This window comes from Petrimonas sp. (assembly GCF_963921705.1).
GTDB classification, from domain to species: Bacteria; Bacteroidota; Bacteroidia; order Bacteroidales; family Dysgonomonadaceae; genus Petrimonas; species Petrimonas sulfuriphila.
Genome location: NZ_OY997410.1, coordinates 3,184,884 through 3,202,731, shown reverse-complemented (window position 1 = coordinate 3,202,731; position 17,848 = coordinate 3,184,884). Strand labels below are relative to the sequence as shown.

The window sequence follows — 17,848 nt, the reverse complement described above, 5'->3', positions numbered from 1 at the left end:
CTAACTCATTAAACAAACAACAAGAATGAAAACGGAACATCAAATAGATGATTTTATCCGACGCGAAAAGCAAACGGAACCTAATCCGTTTTTAAGCAGCCGCGTGATGGCAAACATTGAAAAGTTGCAGAAGCCGAAAGTGAAAAAAAATCCGGTTTGGCAAGTTGCTGCCGTTTCTGCGAGCGTAGCCGCTGTTGTTTTTTTAGGAATATCAATCGGTAACAGTTATGTTGACAGCACATCGCCGGAAACGGTTATGAACATCAACGACAGCCAGATGGAAAATTTAGGATATTACAACCTCGAAAATTATGAATAAGACAAACAAAATACTGTGGTTCGTAATAGCATTGCTGGTTATCCTGAATCTGGCAACCATCGGGACCATTTTCTACCATAACAGGCAGAGTAAAGACGACAACCAGGCAATTGTTCTCGATGAAAACCGGCCAAACCCCTTGACCGGACGTTTTTTCAGGCAGGAACTTGGATTCAATGATGCCCAGATGGAGGTTTTCAGGGAAGCGAACCGCCATTTTCAATACGTTGCCAATGATTTGATTTTCGAAATGGACTCACTGAAAAGCGAGATGTTTGAGGAGTTAAACGGGACTCATCCCGACTCAACAAGATTGCATAATTTGTCGGCTCATTTAGGCAGGCATCATGCCGAACTAAAGAATGTCACCAACGACTTTTACCTGAAAATAAAATCAGTATGCGATTCCTCACAATGCGAGCGTTTACAGGGGGCCTTTCTTCCGCTTTTCAGAGACGGGACGGTAGCCAATTTCGGAAGAAGATACAACCGGAACGACAGCATTGGTCGCGGGCAGGAATACAGGCACAGATACAGGCGCGGTTGGAGATTGCAATAAATAAGATAGAAGCACATAACTAACAATTAAAAATCAGAAAAGATGAAAGCAAAACTTTTTATTTCAGCTATAGCAGTTGTTTTATCGGTAGGGATGGTAACTGCTCAGAATCAGAATCCGGTCAGAAAAGACACAACAACTTCCACTCAAAACGGACCTGCGTTTGTGGATAAAGACAACAACGGTGTTTGCGACAATTTTGAGAACGGGACACCGCGAAATTCGAATGCAAACGGAAAACAGCGCCTGCTTGACGGAAGCGGCCGGGGGATGGGCTTCCGTAACGGAAAAGGCATGCCGCGGCGAGGCCGGGGACAAGGCTGCTGCATAGGGCTTCGCAACGGTAAAGGGAGTGCGGTAAATTTCGTGGATGCCAATAAAAACGGCATTTGTGACCGCAGGGAATAAATCACAAAAATCAAAGCACCCGATACCAACATTTAGCCCAATTATGCGAATTTAGTTTGTACATCAGAAAGCCATTGGGTGTTTGCAGAAAAATTTATTACGCAGGAATGTTGAGTTTCAATTCAAAATACTAAATTTACAGCGTTTTGGCGACACCGTTTTACCTCAATACAGGAGTATCAAGATTAATTAATCAAAGCCTATGGATATTAGAAAAAACATTGCTGTCAGCGAAAACGGATTTATCTTTAATCCCCTTACGGGAGACAGTTTCAGCGTTAATCAGACGGGTGTATTTATTCTCCGTAAAATGAAAGAGGGTGACAGTAATGAAGATATCATGAAGGCACTCCAGGAGGAATACGAATTAGATACTTACACCGCCGAAAAGGACCTTTACGATTTCTTGTCTTTACTGAAAAGTTACCAGCTGACCGAAAATGAGTAAAAGAAAAATTACCGTCGGGGTAAGCGGACTCAACAATATAGACAGCCCGGGACCCGGGATTCCTGTCATTCGCGCATTGAAGGAAAGCAGTGAATTCGATGTGCGCATTATCGGATTCTCGTACGAGACCCTGGAACCGGGAATTTATATGCACGAACTGGTGGACAAAGTGTATCAGTTGCCGTTACCCACCGCAGGATCTTCAATGCTGAAAGAAAGGCTGCAATATATTGCGGGCATTGAGAAAATAGATGTAATCATTCCCAATTTTGATGCGGAACTGCACAACTTCATCAAGATACAACAGCAATTGAAATCGGAGCTGGACATTGCCACGTTTCTGCCTTCTCACGAATCGTTTGAAGAACGACAGAAATCGGAACTGAATAAATTTGGCGAAAAATACAACGTAAGGGTGCCGAAAAGCCATATGATAAATCAGCTTTCGGAATTGAAAAAGCTCGAAGACGATTTGGATTATCCCATGGTTATCAAAGGCAGGTATTACGACGCATACGTTGCTTCTTCTCACGAACAGGCAAGCGCTGGTTTTTACAAGATAGTGTCCAAGTGGGGTTACCCGGTGATTGTTCAGGAATTTGTGACCGGAACGGAAGTGAACGTCACCGCCATTGGTGATGGGTATGGCAACTGTATCGGTGCCGTGCCGATGCGGAAGCTTTACATCACCGACAAAGGAAAAGCGTGGTCGGGCATTTCGCTGGAAGATGATACGCTGATGGAAATTACACGCCGGGTGATTGAAAACAGCAAATGGCGCGGTGGCTGCGAGCTGGAGTTTATCAAAACCAAGAAAGATGAATATTATTTGCTGGAGATGAATCCGCGTTTTCCAGCCTGGGTTTACCTGGCAAACGGATGCGGGCAAAACCACGCCGAAGCATTGGTGAAAATGGCGCTGGGTGAAGAGGTAAAACCATTTGCCGGATATAAAAGCGGGAAAATGTTCATCCGCTATTCTTACGATATGATTGTGGATATTACGGAATTTGAAAAAATTTCAACAACGGGGGAAATGTAAAGATGAAACCTACCTATGAACGCCCTGTCATTCAAAAACTGAATACGGGCTTACTCAATAAATTCGGCAGCAGAACCGAGTACACACCCGTAAAACAGATCGATGGTGTTTCCGTAAACAACTTGATGGATCAGTACGGTTCACCCTTGTTTGTGATCAGCGAGAAAACCATCCGTCAAACCTATCAACGTGCGTTGAAGGCGTTTAAAATGCGTTACCCGAAAGTGCAGTTTGCCTGGAGCTATAAAACCAACTATCTCGATGCGGTCTGCAACGTTTTTCATCAGGAAGGAAGCTGGGCGGAAGTGGTATCAGGATTTGAATACCAAAAAGCGCTACGCAACGGAGTGCCGGGTAACCTTATCATTTTCAACGGCCCTGATAAATCGGTGGAAGATTTGAAAAAGGCTGTCGAAAACCGTTCGCTTATCCATATCGACCATTTCGATGAACTCTATTCACTTATCGAGATGCTGGAAGGGACCTCCTACAGCGCACGCGTAGCCATTCGTGTAAATATGGATACGGGTGTTTATCCACAATGGGACAGGTTCGGATTCAATTATGAATCCGGACAGGCATGGAATGCTATCATGAAGATTGTGACACAGAAAAACCTCGAACTGGAAGGCCTGCACTGTCACATCGGTACCTATATGCTTACGGCAAACGCATATGCGGTTGCTGCCCGGAAAATGTGTGAGTTGGCACAAGCTACGGCAAACACTGCCGGTGTTAAAGTCAAGTACCTGGACATGGGTGGCGGATTTTGTTCTTCGAACACGCTGAAGGGCTCTTACCTGCAGGGTGTTGATGTAATTCCCAATTTTGATGATTATGCCGAGGCTATTGTGAACACCCTTTTGCATTTTGGTTTCAAACCCGATGAATTACCCTTGTTGATCCTCGAAACAGGGCGGGCGTTGATCGACGAGGCCGGGTACCTGCTGGGGTCAGTCCTGGCTACGAAACGTCTGGCTGACAGTAGGCGGGCAACCGTTCTCGATATCGGTGTAAACATCATGTTTACCTCATTCTGGTACAATCATCGGGTATCGCCCGCACAGGATTTTACGCAGCATGCCGAAGAAATGGCGCTTTATGGCCCGTTGTGTATGAATATCGATTGCCTTCGTGAAAGTGTGAGCCTGCCTTTGCTGAAGAAGGGTGACCGTGTGGTGGTTCACGAAGTAGGTGCATACAACATGACACAATGGATGCAGTTTATCACGCTTCGGCCGAATGTAGTTATGATAGACACCACCGGGAAGGTGCATTTAATCCGGAAAAACGAAACCGTGGAAACTATCGTGGAAAACGAAAACGTACCCGATCACCTGAAAGTTTTCAAGTTGTAAAGTGTAAAAAGGATTGGTAAATGAAATCGCAGATTCAATCCATCGGTGAGTTGCACTTGAATGGCACGATCAACAGCTATGCCCAGATATTCTTTTCTCAGGATAGATGGTACGCCGTCATTTTACTGACGGTCAGTATGCTCGATTACCGGTTGGGATTGGGTGGGCTTACTGCGGTGGTCTTGACCAACCTGATGGCGCACCTGCTCGGTTTCTCGAAAGAAAAAATCAGAACCGGGCTATATGGTTTCAACGCTGTTTTTATCGGGATCAGTATGGTATATAAGTTTCACGTGAACCCGGCGCTGTTTGTGCTTTTCTTTTTTTCTGTTATTTTGGGATTTATGCTGACGATCTGGTTTGAAACCCTGTTATCCAAATACAAAGTTCCCATCCTCACTCTTCCGTTTGTGTTCACGTTGTTTGTAGTTGACCTTTCATTTAAAACATTTACCCATATCCAGCCCATTCTCCCTTTCGACCGTTTTACAATTGTTCTGGCAGAACAGATGAAAGTTCCCTGGTATAATGCCGTGCACTTTTTCGATAATACCGAAATCCCGCAGATGCTCTATTTTTACTTAAAGACGATGGCCTCAATTTTCTTTACCGACAGCATTTTAGTAGGGGTGATTGTTGTAATTGCGTTGCTGTTTCATTCGAGAATTAAATCGACAGTGGCTTTTCTGGGATTTTTCTTTGCTTTTGTGACAAGCAAAATGATGGGAGTGGATATTCAGCAGCTGACCCAAAACCTGGCCGGGGTGAATTATATTTTCTGGGGAATGGCTATCGGCAGTTTTTTTATTATTCCCAACGCGTACAGTTACTTGTTGGTTGTCGGGCTTACCCCGGTGCTTTTCCTTTGTTATACAGGTATCGAAAACCTTATCTTAAGCATGGGATTATCTTTATACACCTTGTCATTCAGTCTGTTGTCGATTTTGGTGTTGTTTATCCTAAGGCAGCGGAGCCTGAACCGTTTCTTTGTATTTCCCTACATACAATACTATAATCCTGAAAAAACGGTGTACAAAAATGTGAATTACATGCAACGTTTTGGACAGGAAACCTTGTTTAAGATACAGCTCCCATTTTTAGACAAATGGACGGTCAGCCAGGGCTACGACGGAGCTATCACGCATTTGGGCGCCTGGGGAAAAGCGCTTGACTTTGTGATTACGGATGAGGAAGGGAGTACTTGTTTTGGCCGGTGTGCACAGAAAGACGATTTCTACTGTTACAACAAACCGGTTCTTGCTCCTGCTGACGGTTATGTCTATACAATCAGCAACATTGCCGGAGACAATGAGATAAACCAGGTTGACACCCGGAAAAATTGGGGCAATACAATTATTATTAATCATCTAAACGGATTATATACACAGATAAGTCACCTGAAGAAAGACAGTTTCAAGGTTCGTACCGGCGATTTTGTAACGAAAGGAACCGTCGTCGCCGCATGTGGCAATTCGGGACGCTCTCCGGAGCCTCATCTTCATTTTCAAGTGCAGCTGACGCCGGAAATAGGCGCGGCAACCCATCCGTATCCAATCGGGTATTTTTTCGAAAAAGCAAAGGGAAAACAGGTGCTCCGTATCGGTGAGGTTCCGCAGGAAAATTCAACCGCTTGGAATGTAGTGGCATCGGGTCTGTTGCTTGACGCATTTGAGGCTAAACCGGGAAAACTGCTACGTGTAAAATACAACGGCGAAGATTTTTTGTGGCCGGTAGCTACGGATGCTTATAACAAAACGTACATATATTGCCGGAAAACAAAATCGATGGCTTACCTGGAGAACGACGGCACAATGTTCTATTTTACCGATTTTGAAGGGAAAAAATCGTCGCCGTTGTATCTTTTTTATCGGAGTTGCTTTAAACTCCTGCTTTCCTGTGAAAAAGAAATTCCGGTGAAGGACTTCGTTCCCCTGACGAAAGAGCACCCCACCGGAACAAGGTGGATCCAGGACCTGTTGGCTCCGTTTGTAATTTTTACTCGAATCAAGTATCGGTCGGAATTGATAGAGGTGGACAACATGCATTTTCCCGAAAAAGTTGTTTACCTGACACAAACAAATACGGTATCGTTTCATTTTAAAAACCGCCGGAAAGAAACATCGGTGACGGTTTTAAAAAACAGCATTGAAATCCATTTCCAAAACGAAAAATTATGTAGCGATTGGGCGTAACGTTAATTATAGTCATGGTTGTGGCTTCGGTTGTTGCTCAGGACAGCCTGCGCAGAGAATTAGACAGCCTCACATATCAGCAATACCTCAACAAGGATTACAAAAACCTGATAGAAACGGGTAAGAAGGCCCGTGAGCAACATATTAATTTTTACTACCTCAATTACCGGACCGCCATTGCCTACTACGAACTGAAAAATTATGCGAAGGCAGCAGAATTCTACAGAAAGACGCTCGCCGAAACCCCCGATGACCCGATTTTGCAGGAAAGTCTTTACTACTCCTATCTGTTAAGCGGACAGAAAGAAAACGCAGCTATCGTTGCCAGATCACTTGCGCCGCACATGCAGGTAACCATAGGATACAAGCCTTCGGCCGTAGATTACATTTCATTATCGGGCGGATATATGACAAACGACAATACACTGGATATACGCTCTGATTTTGCGGGAAACGATTCCGTCAATCAATATAGAGATATGATTTTCACGAGCTTGGGATTGGGCTTTAATCTTTCCACCCGTTCCAGATTTAAACTCGGCTACCAAGTGTATAACACGAATTTCGAACAGTATACAGCCGCCGGGCTTGCACAAACCGACAAGCTCACGCAGCATCAATTGGTTGGGACATTGGAATTCTTTACGGAAAGCAATGTTTTGTGGGGAGTTGCAGGTGGGGTTTACTTCATTGAATTGTTTGATAGAACAGCTATTTATATTGTAGGAGGCAGTGGAAAGGGATTCGGACCGGGAACCGGGAGAATCTTCACAACTTCAGGCGGAAAATCCGTTTCGGCATTTTCTGCACTAGCATTTCTGAACAAACGCTTTGCGTACACTTTACCCGAGATTGCTGCAACCTATTCCAATTTTGGGGGCGGGCACCAGTATCAGGTAAAGGGATCGCTTACTTATTATCCGTTAGGTAATCTTGATTTTTACGGAACAACTGCCGCGGCAGCCATCCACAACCAGAATACCTGGACGGACACTCAACTTATATTCTCTCAGAGCCTCGGAGTAAAGTTAACCAAACAGTTGTGGCTCGATGGAAACGTAAGCCTGGGAAATCACCGGAATTACGTCTCCGAACGCTCTTTTCTGGTGTATGACACGTACGATCCCGTAAAGGCCATTGCCGGACTTTCCCTTTCCTGCTTTTTCCGGAACACCATGCTGTCTGCAGGATACCAGTGGCAACAAAGAGAGGGATATGCTTATTCTGCGATCAGCTACACTGCCTATAAATACAACAATGACCTTCTAAATATTGCATTCACATGGAACCTTTAAATAAAAAAAGCGGATGGTTTATCCTTTTGTTGTTGTTCTCAGCAACAGTTTCAGCACAAGTGAATTCATCTCAGGTTTTTGCAGACAGTTATCGATACGAATCGTCGGGCGATTATCAGAAAGCCATAGCGGAATTGAATGTCCTGAACGGATACGATTATCACAAATCGTTGCGCCTCGGCTGGCTGTATTACCTGGCTAAGGATTACGAGAGCAGCAAAAAGTTTTATAATCAGGCTATCGGTTTAGCACCGCAGGCCGTTGAGGCCTTGTTGGGAATTTGTTATCCGCTGGAAGCACAAAAGAAAACAGATGAACTGGAAACGGTTTATAAAAAAATACTGTCGCTGGATAAGACAAACTCAAAAGTGAATTATGCACTGGGAAATATCTATTATTACCGGAAAGATTTTATACAGGCTGAAAAATATTTTGACCTGGTGCAAACCATGTATCCTTTCGATTACTATTCAACACTGATGAGCGCCTGGACAAAATATTTTCTCAACAAAAAAAACGATGCCCAGCGTCTCTTCAATATTGTTCTTATCATCTCTCCAACCGACCAGTCAGCAAAAGAGGGGTTGAATCTTCTAAAATAGCCATTTTTTCTAGCCGTTTTGGCTAATCATTTTCAGGAGTTTCTTGTCGCGTATTTTCACGTTTCTTCCCGTCATCCCGATAAGACCATCGGCAGCGAATTCCGAAAGGACACGGTTGATGCTTTCCCTGCCAGCATCCACCCAATTCCCGATATCCGATTGTGAAACCGGCAGGACAAACTCATCCGAATTAAAAATAGTATCGGAAAAGTCGAGCAATACGTCAGCAAGCTTGCCGCGTGTTTGTTTTTGCGTGCGGTTGGCGCATCGGCGATAAGCCTCCAGCTCGCTTTTGGACAACTCCATGATGATATAGGAAGAGAAATCCCTGTTTTCTTCCAGCACACGTTTAAACACTTCAATGTCGATAAAACAAACCTCCGAGTCCAATACTGCCGTAACGCTGTACTGATTTATCTTGTCACCCAGTGTAGTGGGTAAACCCAAATAGGTTGGTGCTTTTATCAGGCGGACAATTTGTTCGCGATAGGGCCCGGTGACGTGAATTTTTACCAGTCCTTTCCGAAGAAAGATAACGTTCGTGGAGAAAACACCCTGTTTGATGATGGAATCCCCTTTGCGGAATTTTACCACCGCGTGGTTATTCTCCAGCATCTCAAGCTGGCAGTTTTTTAAGGTGCTCGATGATTTCATCACACAGGCACAATCGATGCATTCGTTTTTCATACCGCAAAAATAGATAAAAATGTGACATATATCACAAAATATTGTAAGAATGTTCACCCCGAAAAAACAAATAATTAAAGAAATATATCCTTAATTTGCCTCCAGTTAATTCACTCAAAAACATCTTTTTAAATGGAAAGTATTAATGCCCTGACCCTGGAGAAGCTCCAGGCGGAACTGGAAAGCCTGAAGGCAAAAATTGGCAGGCTCGAAGATTCCCGTAAAGACCAGTTATCTATTGCCATCGTATCGGGGGATATGGATAAGATTCTGGCAGCCATGATTATTTCCCTGGCTGCAGCAGCCATGGATACACAAGTGAAACTTTTCTTCTCCTTTTGGGCGTTGTCTGCGTTGCGTGATCCCCGAAAAAAGGCAAAAGGAAAAGACCTAATCTCGAAAATGTTTGGGATGATGCTTCCCAACGGACGGAACAAACTGAAGCTATCGAACATGAACATGTGCGGTATGGGGCCAGTGATGATTAAAAGACTGATGAAGAAACAAAACGTGATGCCTCTTGATGCGATGTTTGCAGAAGCTGCCGAGCTGGGTGTGGAAATTACGGTTTGTGAAATGTCGATGAACCTGATGGGTTTCAAGAAAGAGGAAATGATCGATTATCCCCATCTTCGTTATGCCGGAGCCACCACATTTGTCGCCGATGCCGGAGAAAGCAGTATGCAATGGTTTATTTAAGCGAAGAATAAAAACGACACATATATATAATTAGTAAACATTTACAACTATGACAACAGAAGAATTAAGAACATTGACAGTAGCAAAATCGGTAGACGCACGGGGTACAGCTTGTCCAGGCCCGTTACTGGAAGCTAAAAAGGCCATAGGTACCCTCCATTCAAACGATGTGATGGAAATTCTTTCGGCAGACGAGGGAACCAAGGTGGATATTCCGAAATGGTGCGGTAAGCAAGGTCATGAGTACCTGGGTGCGGTGGAAGAAAACGGATACTTCAAAGTATACATGAAGAAAAAATAAACTTTTGCTTCGAAATGAAGAAGAACGCCCGGATATTGGTTTTTTCTACGGAGAAAATATCCGATCCCGCCATTGATATGGCGGGATTGCTCAAGTTGCATTACCCTCCAACGGTTTATACCATTACCGTTCCTTGTTCGAGCGGAATAAAACCGAGCTGGATCTTGCATGCCTATGAAAAAGGTTTCGACGGCGTGTTTATTGCTGCCGATGGGAGCGATTGTGTCTTTGGAGAGACCTGTACCGAGAAAACCGGAAACGTGGTTTCGGTCACACACGACAAAATGAAAGAATCGGGCATCGATCCGGCACGCTTGCGCATGGCAGCCATCTGTTCGGTATGCAGCGAGTCTTTCGTGAAGCAAATACGCAGCTTCAACGACTATCTGATTAAAACATTACACGCATAGATTTCGATGAACGAAGAAAGAAAAATGCTCCATTACGACGCGTTGGTTGTGGGAGGCGGGATTGCCGGAGGAGAAGCGGCGCTTAACCTGGCCAACACCGGTTATAAGGTGTTGCTTGTGGAGAAAGACCGTTCGCTAGGAGGAAAAATGATCCTCCTGAGCAAGGTTTTTCCCACACTGGACTGTTCGGCCTGCATCACTACACCCAAAGTGTCGGAAATTGCCCGGCATAAAAACATTACCATTTTCACGGAGAGTGAAGTGACTGCTATTGTCAAAAAATCAGAAAACGATTTTACGGCTCAGGTAACGAAAAAACCGCGCTATGTGCGTGTGGAGGATTGCACGGCTTGCCAGTTGTGCGAAAAAGCCTGTCCGGTGAGTGTGCGCGATGAGTATCAATCGGGGTTGATTGGCCGAAAGGCGGCGTTTATTCCTTTTAGCATCGCCAACCCCAAAGCTGCAGCAATCGATATTGAGAATTGTACGCTCTGCGGTGCATGTGAGAAAGTTTGTCCTACGCATTGCATCGATTTCACGATGGAGACCGAATATTATGAACTGCATGTCAGAACGGTTGTTCTGGCCACCGGCTTCAATCTGTTCGATCCGCTTCAGATACCGCGATACGGCTACGGGCAACACAAAAACGTGATTACGTCCATGCAAATGGAGCGCGAGATTGCGCCTACACGTCCGTACAATACGATTTTACGTCCTGGTGACGGAAAAGTCCCCGATAGGATTGCTTACGTGCTCTGTACCGGTTCGCGCGATGCTACCGTTGGAAATCCCATCTGTTCGCAGATCTGTTGCATGTATTCCATCAAGCAGGCCCAGTTGTTGATGGGTGCGTTGCCGATGGCAGACGTGACGATTTACTACATCAATATCCGCTCATTCGGAAAAGGATTTGAAGAGTTTTACCAGCAGGCCAAGGGTATGGGTGTAAACTTTGTGAAAGGCAAGATCGGGAAAATAACCGAAAAAGAAAACGGCAACCTTATCCTTCGTTATGAGGACATCAACGAGGGGGTGGTGAAGGAGGCCGAACACGATATGGTGGTGCTTTCTGTCGGGGTGAAGTCCAATCCTACGGTCGGAAAAATGTTCGGTCGTGGCGAACTGAAATTAGACCCGTTCCATTTTGTAGCGCAGGACGATTTATTGGGAAGTCCTTCCAAAACCAGTATTGACGGTGTTTTTGTTGCCGGAACAGCTTCCGCACCCATGGATATTCCCGATTCCATTCTTTCGGCAGGCTCGGCATCGTCCGAGGCTATCAGTTATTTAATTCAACACCAGGAACCATGAAAGAGAGAATAGGCGTATACATTTGCCACTGCGGAGGAAACATCTCCGATTACGTTGATGTGGAAAAAGTGCGTCAGGCGGTGGAGAACGACAAAGGAGTGGCTTTGGCCAAAACAACCGTGTTCGCTTGTTCCGATTCCAATCAGAACGACATGGTTGAGGACATCAAAAAGCATAACCTGGACGGGGTCATTGTAGCTTCTTGCTCGCCGAAGTTACATTTGGTGACGTTTAGAAACGTTACGGAACGCGGTGATTTGAATAAATACACTTACGTCCACACCAATATCCGTGAGCAGGCATCCTGGGCACATTCCGACGATAAAGCCGGGGCAACCGAAAAAACCATCCACCTGGTAAAGGCGGCCATAGCCAAATCGCGTTATGCGGAGCCCTTGTATCCCCACCAGTTTGAAGCGGAGAAAACAATTGCCGTTATCGGAGCGGGAATTTCCGGTATGAAGGCCGCCGCCACGCTTTCCGATAAAAACACGCATGTGATTCTCATTGAAAAGGAAGACCGGGTAGGCGGACACACCGCTACGTGGGGCTCCTTGGCCATGTCCGATGAAAAAGGGTGCGAACTCTCCCAACGCATCCATTCCGATTTGCTGCAACGCGATAACGTGACCATTCTTACCGGATCGGAAGTGATTTCTTCGAAAGGTAGCATTGGAAACTTTACGCTGAAAGTCCGTAGGCGGCCATGCCAAGCGGGAGATCCGGTCGAAACCATGGAGTTCAACGTCGGCTCCGTAGTTGTTGCTACCGGTTTCGACTCCTATCTGCCAAAAGAAGAGGAATTCGGATTTTTATCGTATGAGAACGTGATCACGCTGCCTGATTTCAAGCACCTGATCGATTCGTTTTCTGGAAAATTTCTGGAGTATAAAGGGAAGAGAGTTAGCCGTATAGCTTATATTTACTGTGTGGGGAGCCGGCAGATTGATGGGGAAAACAAATACTGTTCGCGTTATTGTTGTACGTCGGTCATTCACGCAGCCATCCAGGCCAAAAAGAAATTCAACAACATTTATAACTTCCATTTCAACCGCGGAATCCGCACGTATGGGAAACAGGAATTGCTGTATGCCGAGTCATTACAGCAAGGCGATATCTACCTGCAATCGTTTGAAGATGCCCCACCACAGGTCTACGCCGAGAATGGCATCACCAAAGTGAAGGTTAAGGATGTGCTGACAAAAAACAAGGAGTTGGAAGTCGAAGCCGACCTGGTGGTCCTGGTTACGGGAATGGTTCCACGAACCGATAATTCCATCGGAACCCTGTTTAAACTCCCGAAAGGCAGGGACAAATTTTTCAATGAGGTACACATGAAACTGCGTCCCGTGGAAACGGTCATCGACGGAGTTACTATTGCCGGAGCTTGCCAGGGGCCTAAAAACATTGTGGAATCGGTGAATTCGGCGCTTTCTGCAGCAGCCAAATCCTACTCGCACATTAGCAAAGGTGTGCTTGAGACGGAACCGATTGTAGCCGAAGTAAACGCCGAATTGTGTACATGGTGCGGAAAATGTACCGAAGCCTGTCCTTTCGATGCTATCGAACAAAAGGAAATCAACGGAAAGCAGGTGGCGGTGGTCAACAACTCGGTTTGTAAAGGCTGCGGCATGTGTGCGCCGGTTTGTCCGCCAGATGCCATTAACCTGGTCAATTACTCGAGTGAGGAAATCATGAGCATGATCGATGCATTGGTATAAGTTTATTGAATAAAAGCAAAAAGACGATGGAAGCAGAATCAGGAAAAACTGCGAAGTACCTTCGGGAGAAGCAGGGTGTCCCCGAGCACGTAAAAGAAGAACTGAAAGAATTCAACCGGATAAAAAGAGCCATAACCGACACCTTGAAAGAGGGAGAACTGACCATTGCGCAACTATCGGAAAAGCTGCGAATGCCCAAACACGATGTTATGTATTACCTGATGTCGCTGGTCAAGTACGGAGTTGTGGCAACGGGAGAAATTGACGATAGGGATGAATATTATTTGTATAAACTGGTGAAATAATGGCAAGTAAATTAAATCCAACCTTTTCGGAAGAACTGAAAAAATACGGCTCCGTAAACTTCAACGCCTGTTACAATTGCGGAACGTGCACGGCCGTATGTTCATTATCCACGACAGACATTTCCTTTCCGCGCGAAATGGTCCGGCTGAGCGCGTTGGGCCTGGAAGATGAGATAAAAAAATCGCTGAAACCTTGGGAGTGCTACTATTGCGGCGAGTGCACCACCCACTGCCCGCAAACGGCAAATCCCGGTGAACTGATGATGTCTTTGCGTCGCTGGCTCACGGCAAAATATGATTGGACAGGGCTTTCGGGTTTGTTTTATAAATACCTGCCGGCATTTCTTACTGCCATGGTACTGGTGTTTGCGGGTGTATTGTTCTTTGCCAATTCGGTAAATTGGGAACTGGAAAGGCTGCTTCATTTGGGACATATGTTTGAAAGAACCGCTATTGCCACTGTTTTTGTAGTGATATTTATTCCTAACTTGCTTCGTATGTGGTACTTCACTGTGGTGAAAGCAGGAGTGAAAGTGCCGTTCAAGACTTATTTTACCGCCTTGAATGATCTTTTCGTGCACATGTTTACACAAAAACGAGCCAGGGACTGCGACGGCAACCATTTCCGGTGGCTAGAACACATGATTTTGGTATTTGCTTACTTGGCGTTGCTGTTTACAACGGTATTTTTGAATTGGTTCAGTACCGAAAACCTTTTTGTAATTGTTCTTGGATATCTGGAGAGCGCCTTTATTTTTATCATCACGGCGGATTTTGTGAAAGATCGCATTCAGAAGAAGCAAACGTTGACTAAAAACTCCAAACCATCTGACTGGTTTTTTGTAATTTGGTTAATGTTGATGGGGTTAACGGCGTTTTTTGTACGTTTATTTATCGATTTTAATATCCTTGAAACCAGCAAGTGGTTGTATATTATTCATTTAACAGTATTGGTGCAATGGGCACTAATCATTGTCCCCTTCGGAAAATGGACGCACTTTCTGTATCGCTCGTTCGCGATGTATTTTGCGAAAATTAAATCGGTGAAGAAATAAACAAGGTTTATTTTTTTAGTCCCCACTTGTAGTTTGGCTTGTCTCCCATTTCGAGCTCCAACATTCCGCCTTTCAGCAAATCAGCGGCGGGAAACTTGAAGCTATCTAGCGGTTTGCCGTTAAGCTTAGCCGACTGCACGTACTTGTTGATGCGCGATGCACCGTTTGCCTTGATGACAAATTGTTTGCCTCGTCCATAACGATTTTCCAGATTGATGGTAGCCTTTTCATACAAAGGGCTGGCGATTTCGTAAACAGGATTTATGTTGCATCCGCCATCGGTCTGAAATAATCCCAGTGCAGCCATGATAAACCAGGCGCTCATCTGACCCTGGTCTTCATCACCAAGATAGGCATCGCCGGAGCCATATCCGTAATACCGTTCTAAAATGGAACGGCTCCATTTTTGTGTCTGCCAGGGTTCGCCCACCCAATTGAATAGAAAAGCAAAATGCATGCTTTGTTGGTTACCTTGTACTACGGGAAAATCACCGTAACGCTCACCGGGAGCGTTATATCGCCACACTTCACTTTCTTCGAATCCTTCGGATAACCGACTTAGAAAACGATCTTTGCCAATCATTTTTGCTAGCTCCGGAACATTCTGCGGAACGAAAAAAGTGAGTTGCCAGGCATTTCCTTCCACGTAGTGTTGGTTTACCCCCGTTACAAAAGGATCAAAATCTTTCTCGAAAGAGCCGTCGCTCTTACGCAGACGAGCATAACCGGTTTCGGGATCAATGGTGTTTTTCCACCATGTGCCACGATCGGCAAAATAATGGTAGTCATCTATTTTCCCTAAAGCCTTGGCTAGTTGGGAAACCGTCCAGTCGTCAAACGAATACTCCAGCGAATTGGAGAAACGGCCAAGGTCGGAAGGTACATATTTGTATTTAAGATAAGCCTCTATATCCCGGTTTCCTGTAAGCCCGTCACCAATTTTCTGAGGTTGAACGGTTTGCATTTTCTTTATAGCGGAAAACATTTTCTCTACATCGTAATCGCGGATTCCCATCTGATACGCGCTTACCATCAACGGAATCTCGTGTTCGGCAACCATAACCGGAATGTATTCCATTCCTGCAGGGCCTTTGGCAAGCATGCCGTTGGCATCGTACATGGCCAGTTGGGATTTAACCCACCGGCCGCTCCATTCCGGAGCGATCAGGTTCCAGACCTGGTTCAGGTTCCAGAACGTGTTCCAGAAAGCATCACATCCCAACGCTACTTCATTTGCCGGGTCTTTTAGTCGCTGTATTTTTTCGGTGGCATCCACCCATCTGCCGTCCACATCACTGAATGTATTGCGACAAAATGCCCGGTACATGTTAGTATAGAAACGGGTTTTTTCACGACTATCGTTTGTTTCTATATTCACTCTTGACAAAATATCGTTCCAGGTTTTTTGGTTGTTATTGCGTACTGCATCAAAACTCCAACCGAATGGTTTTGTAACCTCTTCGCTTAGGTTCCGGCGTGAACCTTCCATATCCACAAATGAGATTCCCGTACGTACCTGAACGACCGGGTTTGTTTTTGTGTCGAATTCAGCGAAGCAACCTATCTTATCTGGTTTTAAGGCGTTTACTGCTTTTTCATCGCTAAAAATCGTATCGTTTATCCAGGTGCCAAAATGCTTGATCGGTTTGTCAAATTCAATGGTGAAGTAAATGGTGTAGTCCTGATTGTCATCGGCAGACCATACTTTTGTGGTTTGCTGGACGCTGTATCCTTCAACGGTGTAGTCGTTTACCTGGTTGACGGATGCATCCAGGATATTATACCGGTATTCGGCAGGGATCTTCAAGTCAATCATCACCCGGCCGTCTTTGTCCTGCGGATAGGTATATCGTTGAAAGCTGCAACGGGTGGTGGACGTGAGTTCAGCTTCAATGTCGTAATCGGTCAGCCTGACTGCATAGTACCCCAACGGAGTTTTTTCGGTAGTTTTATCGATTGCGGAACGGTAGGCTTCAGGATCTTTTTCGATTTGTCTCTGATCGCCTATTTTCGTTTTTAGCGCTCCGTTTACGGGCAACATCCCCAGGCCCGCCATCGTCCATTCGTGAACGTGACTGAACACGCCCACACTCTCTATGGACGGATCGTAACCTGCCTGCCAACCGGCATTCTCGTTGTCGGGACTGAGTTTCACCATGCTGAACGGCATCCACGAGCCGGGTGCGATCATCCATCTGGAGTGCGCCGTTCCCATATGAGTGTCCACATAGTCGGCTGGTGTTACAATATGTTCCGGAGTGCGTGTTACCGTATCTTTTTCAACCAAATCTCCGTTTATCAAAACCTCGTACACACTAAATGTTTCCTTTTCCACCGCCGGCATGGGCGCTTCGAGTTTGTACCGCCCCTTTTCCAGCCTTTGCTTTAAGATTGTTTTACCGTCTAATCTCACGGTAAGTTCAGGCAAATCTTTCAGGTGTTCCACATCGATCAATAACGGTTGGGCTTTTTCGTTGAGCTGGTAGCCGGCAACTTTTACGTTTCGAAGATATACGAAAGGGTTTAACGTTTCCAGTTTGGCCGAAGACGGTCCTTCCAGACGAACATCATCCAAAATCAGCCATGAACCTTCGATTACCTTTAATTGAACCGTATTTGAACCCGTTTTAATGATGTCATCGAGCGGTATTTCTATCGTATTCGGAGTGATTTGACTGTAATCACCCGTGAGCGACGCATCGCTTTTCCCTTTGGGTAAAACGGTTTTATACACATGGCCGTTCACGGTTATTTTGAGTAAAGGCGGGTTTTTGCTGTGAGCATCCAAGACGTCCACCACCAGTTTATAACCGGTACCTGATCCGGTTTCTTTCATCCGGAAAAGTATGTTGATCTCCTGAGTTCGAATACCTGCACCGTTTAGAGAGCCGGCCCATACATCTGATGTCCCGGGAAGAACGTATGGAAAATCAGTTTTCGGATTTGACCACCCTATGATGAAGTATTTATCTTCCCAACCGAAATCATTTTTCAGGAAGTCGGCGTACTTGTCCGGGGCCAATGCGAATCCGGCTGTATTCTTATCTTTTTCCCCGATATTCCAGACGATTTGAGCCTGGATAAGGTTTGCAATTGAAATCAGATAAAATAAAACAACTGTTTTTTTCATTTG

18 protein-coding genes are annotated in these 17,848 nt (G+C 45.3%); 16 read left to right on the top strand and 2 right to left on the bottom strand.

The annotated features are described in order from the left end of the window. Window positions 1–25: 25 nt before the first annotated feature. The 9 genes from AACM02_RS13410 (at window position 26) to AACM02_RS13370 (ending at window position 8,223) form a co-directional block, all read left to right on the top strand. Window positions 26–319, top strand: coding sequence for a hypothetical protein (locus AACM02_RS13410; RefSeq protein WP_339117246.1), 294 nt, complete (start codon window positions 26–28; stop codon window positions 317–319). After that, window positions 312–878, top strand: a complete 567-nt coding sequence (locus tag AACM02_RS13405) for a hypothetical protein (protein ID WP_286849202.1) — start codon at window positions 312–314, stop codon at window positions 876–878. The genes AACM02_RS13410 and AACM02_RS13405 overlap by 8 nt, the downstream gene beginning before the upstream one ends. A 42-nt stretch (window positions 879–920) precedes the next feature. Then, window positions 921–1,286, top strand: a complete 366-nt coding sequence (locus tag AACM02_RS13400; protein ID WP_339117245.1) for a hypothetical protein — start codon at window positions 921–923, stop codon at window positions 1,284–1,286. 202 nt (window positions 1,287–1,488) lie between these two features. Then, window positions 1,489–1,734, top strand: coding sequence for a PqqD family protein (locus tag AACM02_RS13395; protein ID WP_214063146.1), 246 nt, complete (start codon window positions 1,489–1,491; stop codon window positions 1,732–1,734). Further along, window positions 1,727–2,776 carry an ATP-grasp domain-containing protein gene (locus AACM02_RS13390; protein WP_214063147.1) on the top strand — a complete coding sequence of 350 codons (1,050 nt, stop codon included), beginning with the start codon at window positions 1,727–1,729 and terminating at the stop codon, window positions 2,774–2,776. The genes AACM02_RS13395 and AACM02_RS13390 overlap by 8 nt, the downstream gene beginning before the upstream one ends. 2 nt (window positions 2,777–2,778) lie before the next feature. Beyond that, window positions 2,779–4,134, top strand: coding sequence for an alanine racemase (locus AACM02_RS13385; protein ID WP_286849206.1), 1,356 nt, complete (start codon window positions 2,779–2,781; stop codon window positions 4,132–4,134). Window positions 4,135–4,154: 20 nt separating this feature from the next. Beyond that, complete coding sequence (locus AACM02_RS13380) at window positions 4,155–6,326, top strand: urea transporter (RefSeq protein ID WP_339117244.1); 2,172 nt, start codon at window positions 4,155–4,157, stop codon at window positions 6,324–6,326. Beyond that, window positions 6,317–7,621, top strand: a complete 1,305-nt coding sequence (locus AACM02_RS13375) for a hypothetical protein (RefSeq protein ID WP_339117243.1) — start codon at window positions 6,317–6,319, stop codon at window positions 7,619–7,621. The genes AACM02_RS13380 and AACM02_RS13375 overlap by 10 nt, the downstream gene beginning before the upstream one ends. After that, entirely contained in the window at window positions 7,609–8,223 is a 615-nt protein-coding gene (locus AACM02_RS13370; protein ID WP_339117242.1) for a tetratricopeptide repeat protein, read from the top strand. The genes AACM02_RS13375 and AACM02_RS13370 overlap by 13 nt, the downstream gene beginning before the upstream one ends. 9 nt (window positions 8,224–8,232) lie before the next feature. Here the strand turns inward: AACM02_RS13370 and AACM02_RS13365 are convergent, their stop codons facing one another. Continuing rightward, window positions 8,233–8,910: a Crp/Fnr family transcriptional regulator gene (locus AACM02_RS13365; protein WP_339117241.1), complete on the bottom strand. Its 678-nt coding sequence runs from the start codon at window positions 8,908–8,910 to the stop codon at window positions 8,233–8,235. 132 nt (window positions 8,911–9,042) lie between these two features. On the opposite strand from AACM02_RS13365, the gene AACM02_RS13360 reads away from it, so the two are divergent. The 7 genes from AACM02_RS13360 to AACM02_RS13330 are packed head-to-tail and all read left to right on the top strand — an operon-like array spanning window position 9,043 to window position 14,715. Beyond that, complete coding sequence (locus AACM02_RS13360) at window positions 9,043–9,609, top strand: DsrE/DsrF/DrsH-like family protein (protein WP_339117240.1); 567 nt, start codon at window positions 9,043–9,045, stop codon at window positions 9,607–9,609. Between the two features lie 49 nt (window positions 9,610–9,658). Continuing rightward, on the top strand, window positions 9,659–9,910 hold the full coding sequence (locus tag AACM02_RS13355; RefSeq protein ID WP_332456222.1) for a sulfurtransferase TusA family protein: 252 nt from the start codon (window positions 9,659–9,661) through the stop codon (window positions 9,908–9,910). Window positions 9,911–9,924: 14 nt separating this feature from the next. Beyond that, entirely contained in the window at window positions 9,925–10,320 is a 396-nt protein-coding gene (locus tag AACM02_RS13350; RefSeq protein WP_332456221.1) for a hydrogenase iron-sulfur subunit, read from the top strand. A gap of 6 nt (window positions 10,321–10,326) precedes the next feature. Continuing rightward, window positions 10,327–11,634: a CoB--CoM heterodisulfide reductase iron-sulfur subunit A family protein gene (locus AACM02_RS13345; protein WP_332456220.1), complete on the top strand. Its 1,308-nt coding sequence runs from the start codon at window positions 10,327–10,329 to the stop codon at window positions 11,632–11,634. Then, complete coding sequence (locus AACM02_RS13340; protein ID WP_332456219.1) at window positions 11,631–13,355, top strand: FAD-dependent oxidoreductase; 1,725 nt, start codon at window positions 11,631–11,633, stop codon at window positions 13,353–13,355. Before AACM02_RS13345 ends, AACM02_RS13340 begins: the two co-directional genes overlap by 4 nt. Before the next feature lie 26 nt (window positions 13,356–13,381). Further along, on the top strand, window positions 13,382–13,660 hold the full coding sequence (locus tag AACM02_RS13335) for a hypothetical protein (protein WP_332456218.1): 279 nt from the start codon (window positions 13,382–13,384) through the stop codon (window positions 13,658–13,660). Beyond that, the gene (locus AACM02_RS13330) at window positions 13,660–14,715 is read left to right on the top strand and encodes a 4Fe-4S dicluster domain-containing protein (RefSeq protein WP_339117239.1); all 1,056 of its coding nucleotides are present in this window, start codon (window positions 13,660–13,662) and stop codon (window positions 14,713–14,715) included. The genes AACM02_RS13335 and AACM02_RS13330 overlap by 1 nt, the downstream gene beginning before the upstream one ends. Window positions 14,716–14,722: 7 nt before the next feature. Here the strand turns inward: AACM02_RS13330 and AACM02_RS13325 are convergent, their stop codons facing one another. Beyond that, window positions 14,723–17,845: a GH92 family glycosyl hydrolase gene (locus AACM02_RS13325; protein ID WP_339117238.1), complete on the bottom strand. Its 3,123-nt coding sequence runs from the start codon at window positions 17,843–17,845 to the stop codon at window positions 14,723–14,725. Window positions 17,846–17,848: the final 3 nt, after the last annotated feature.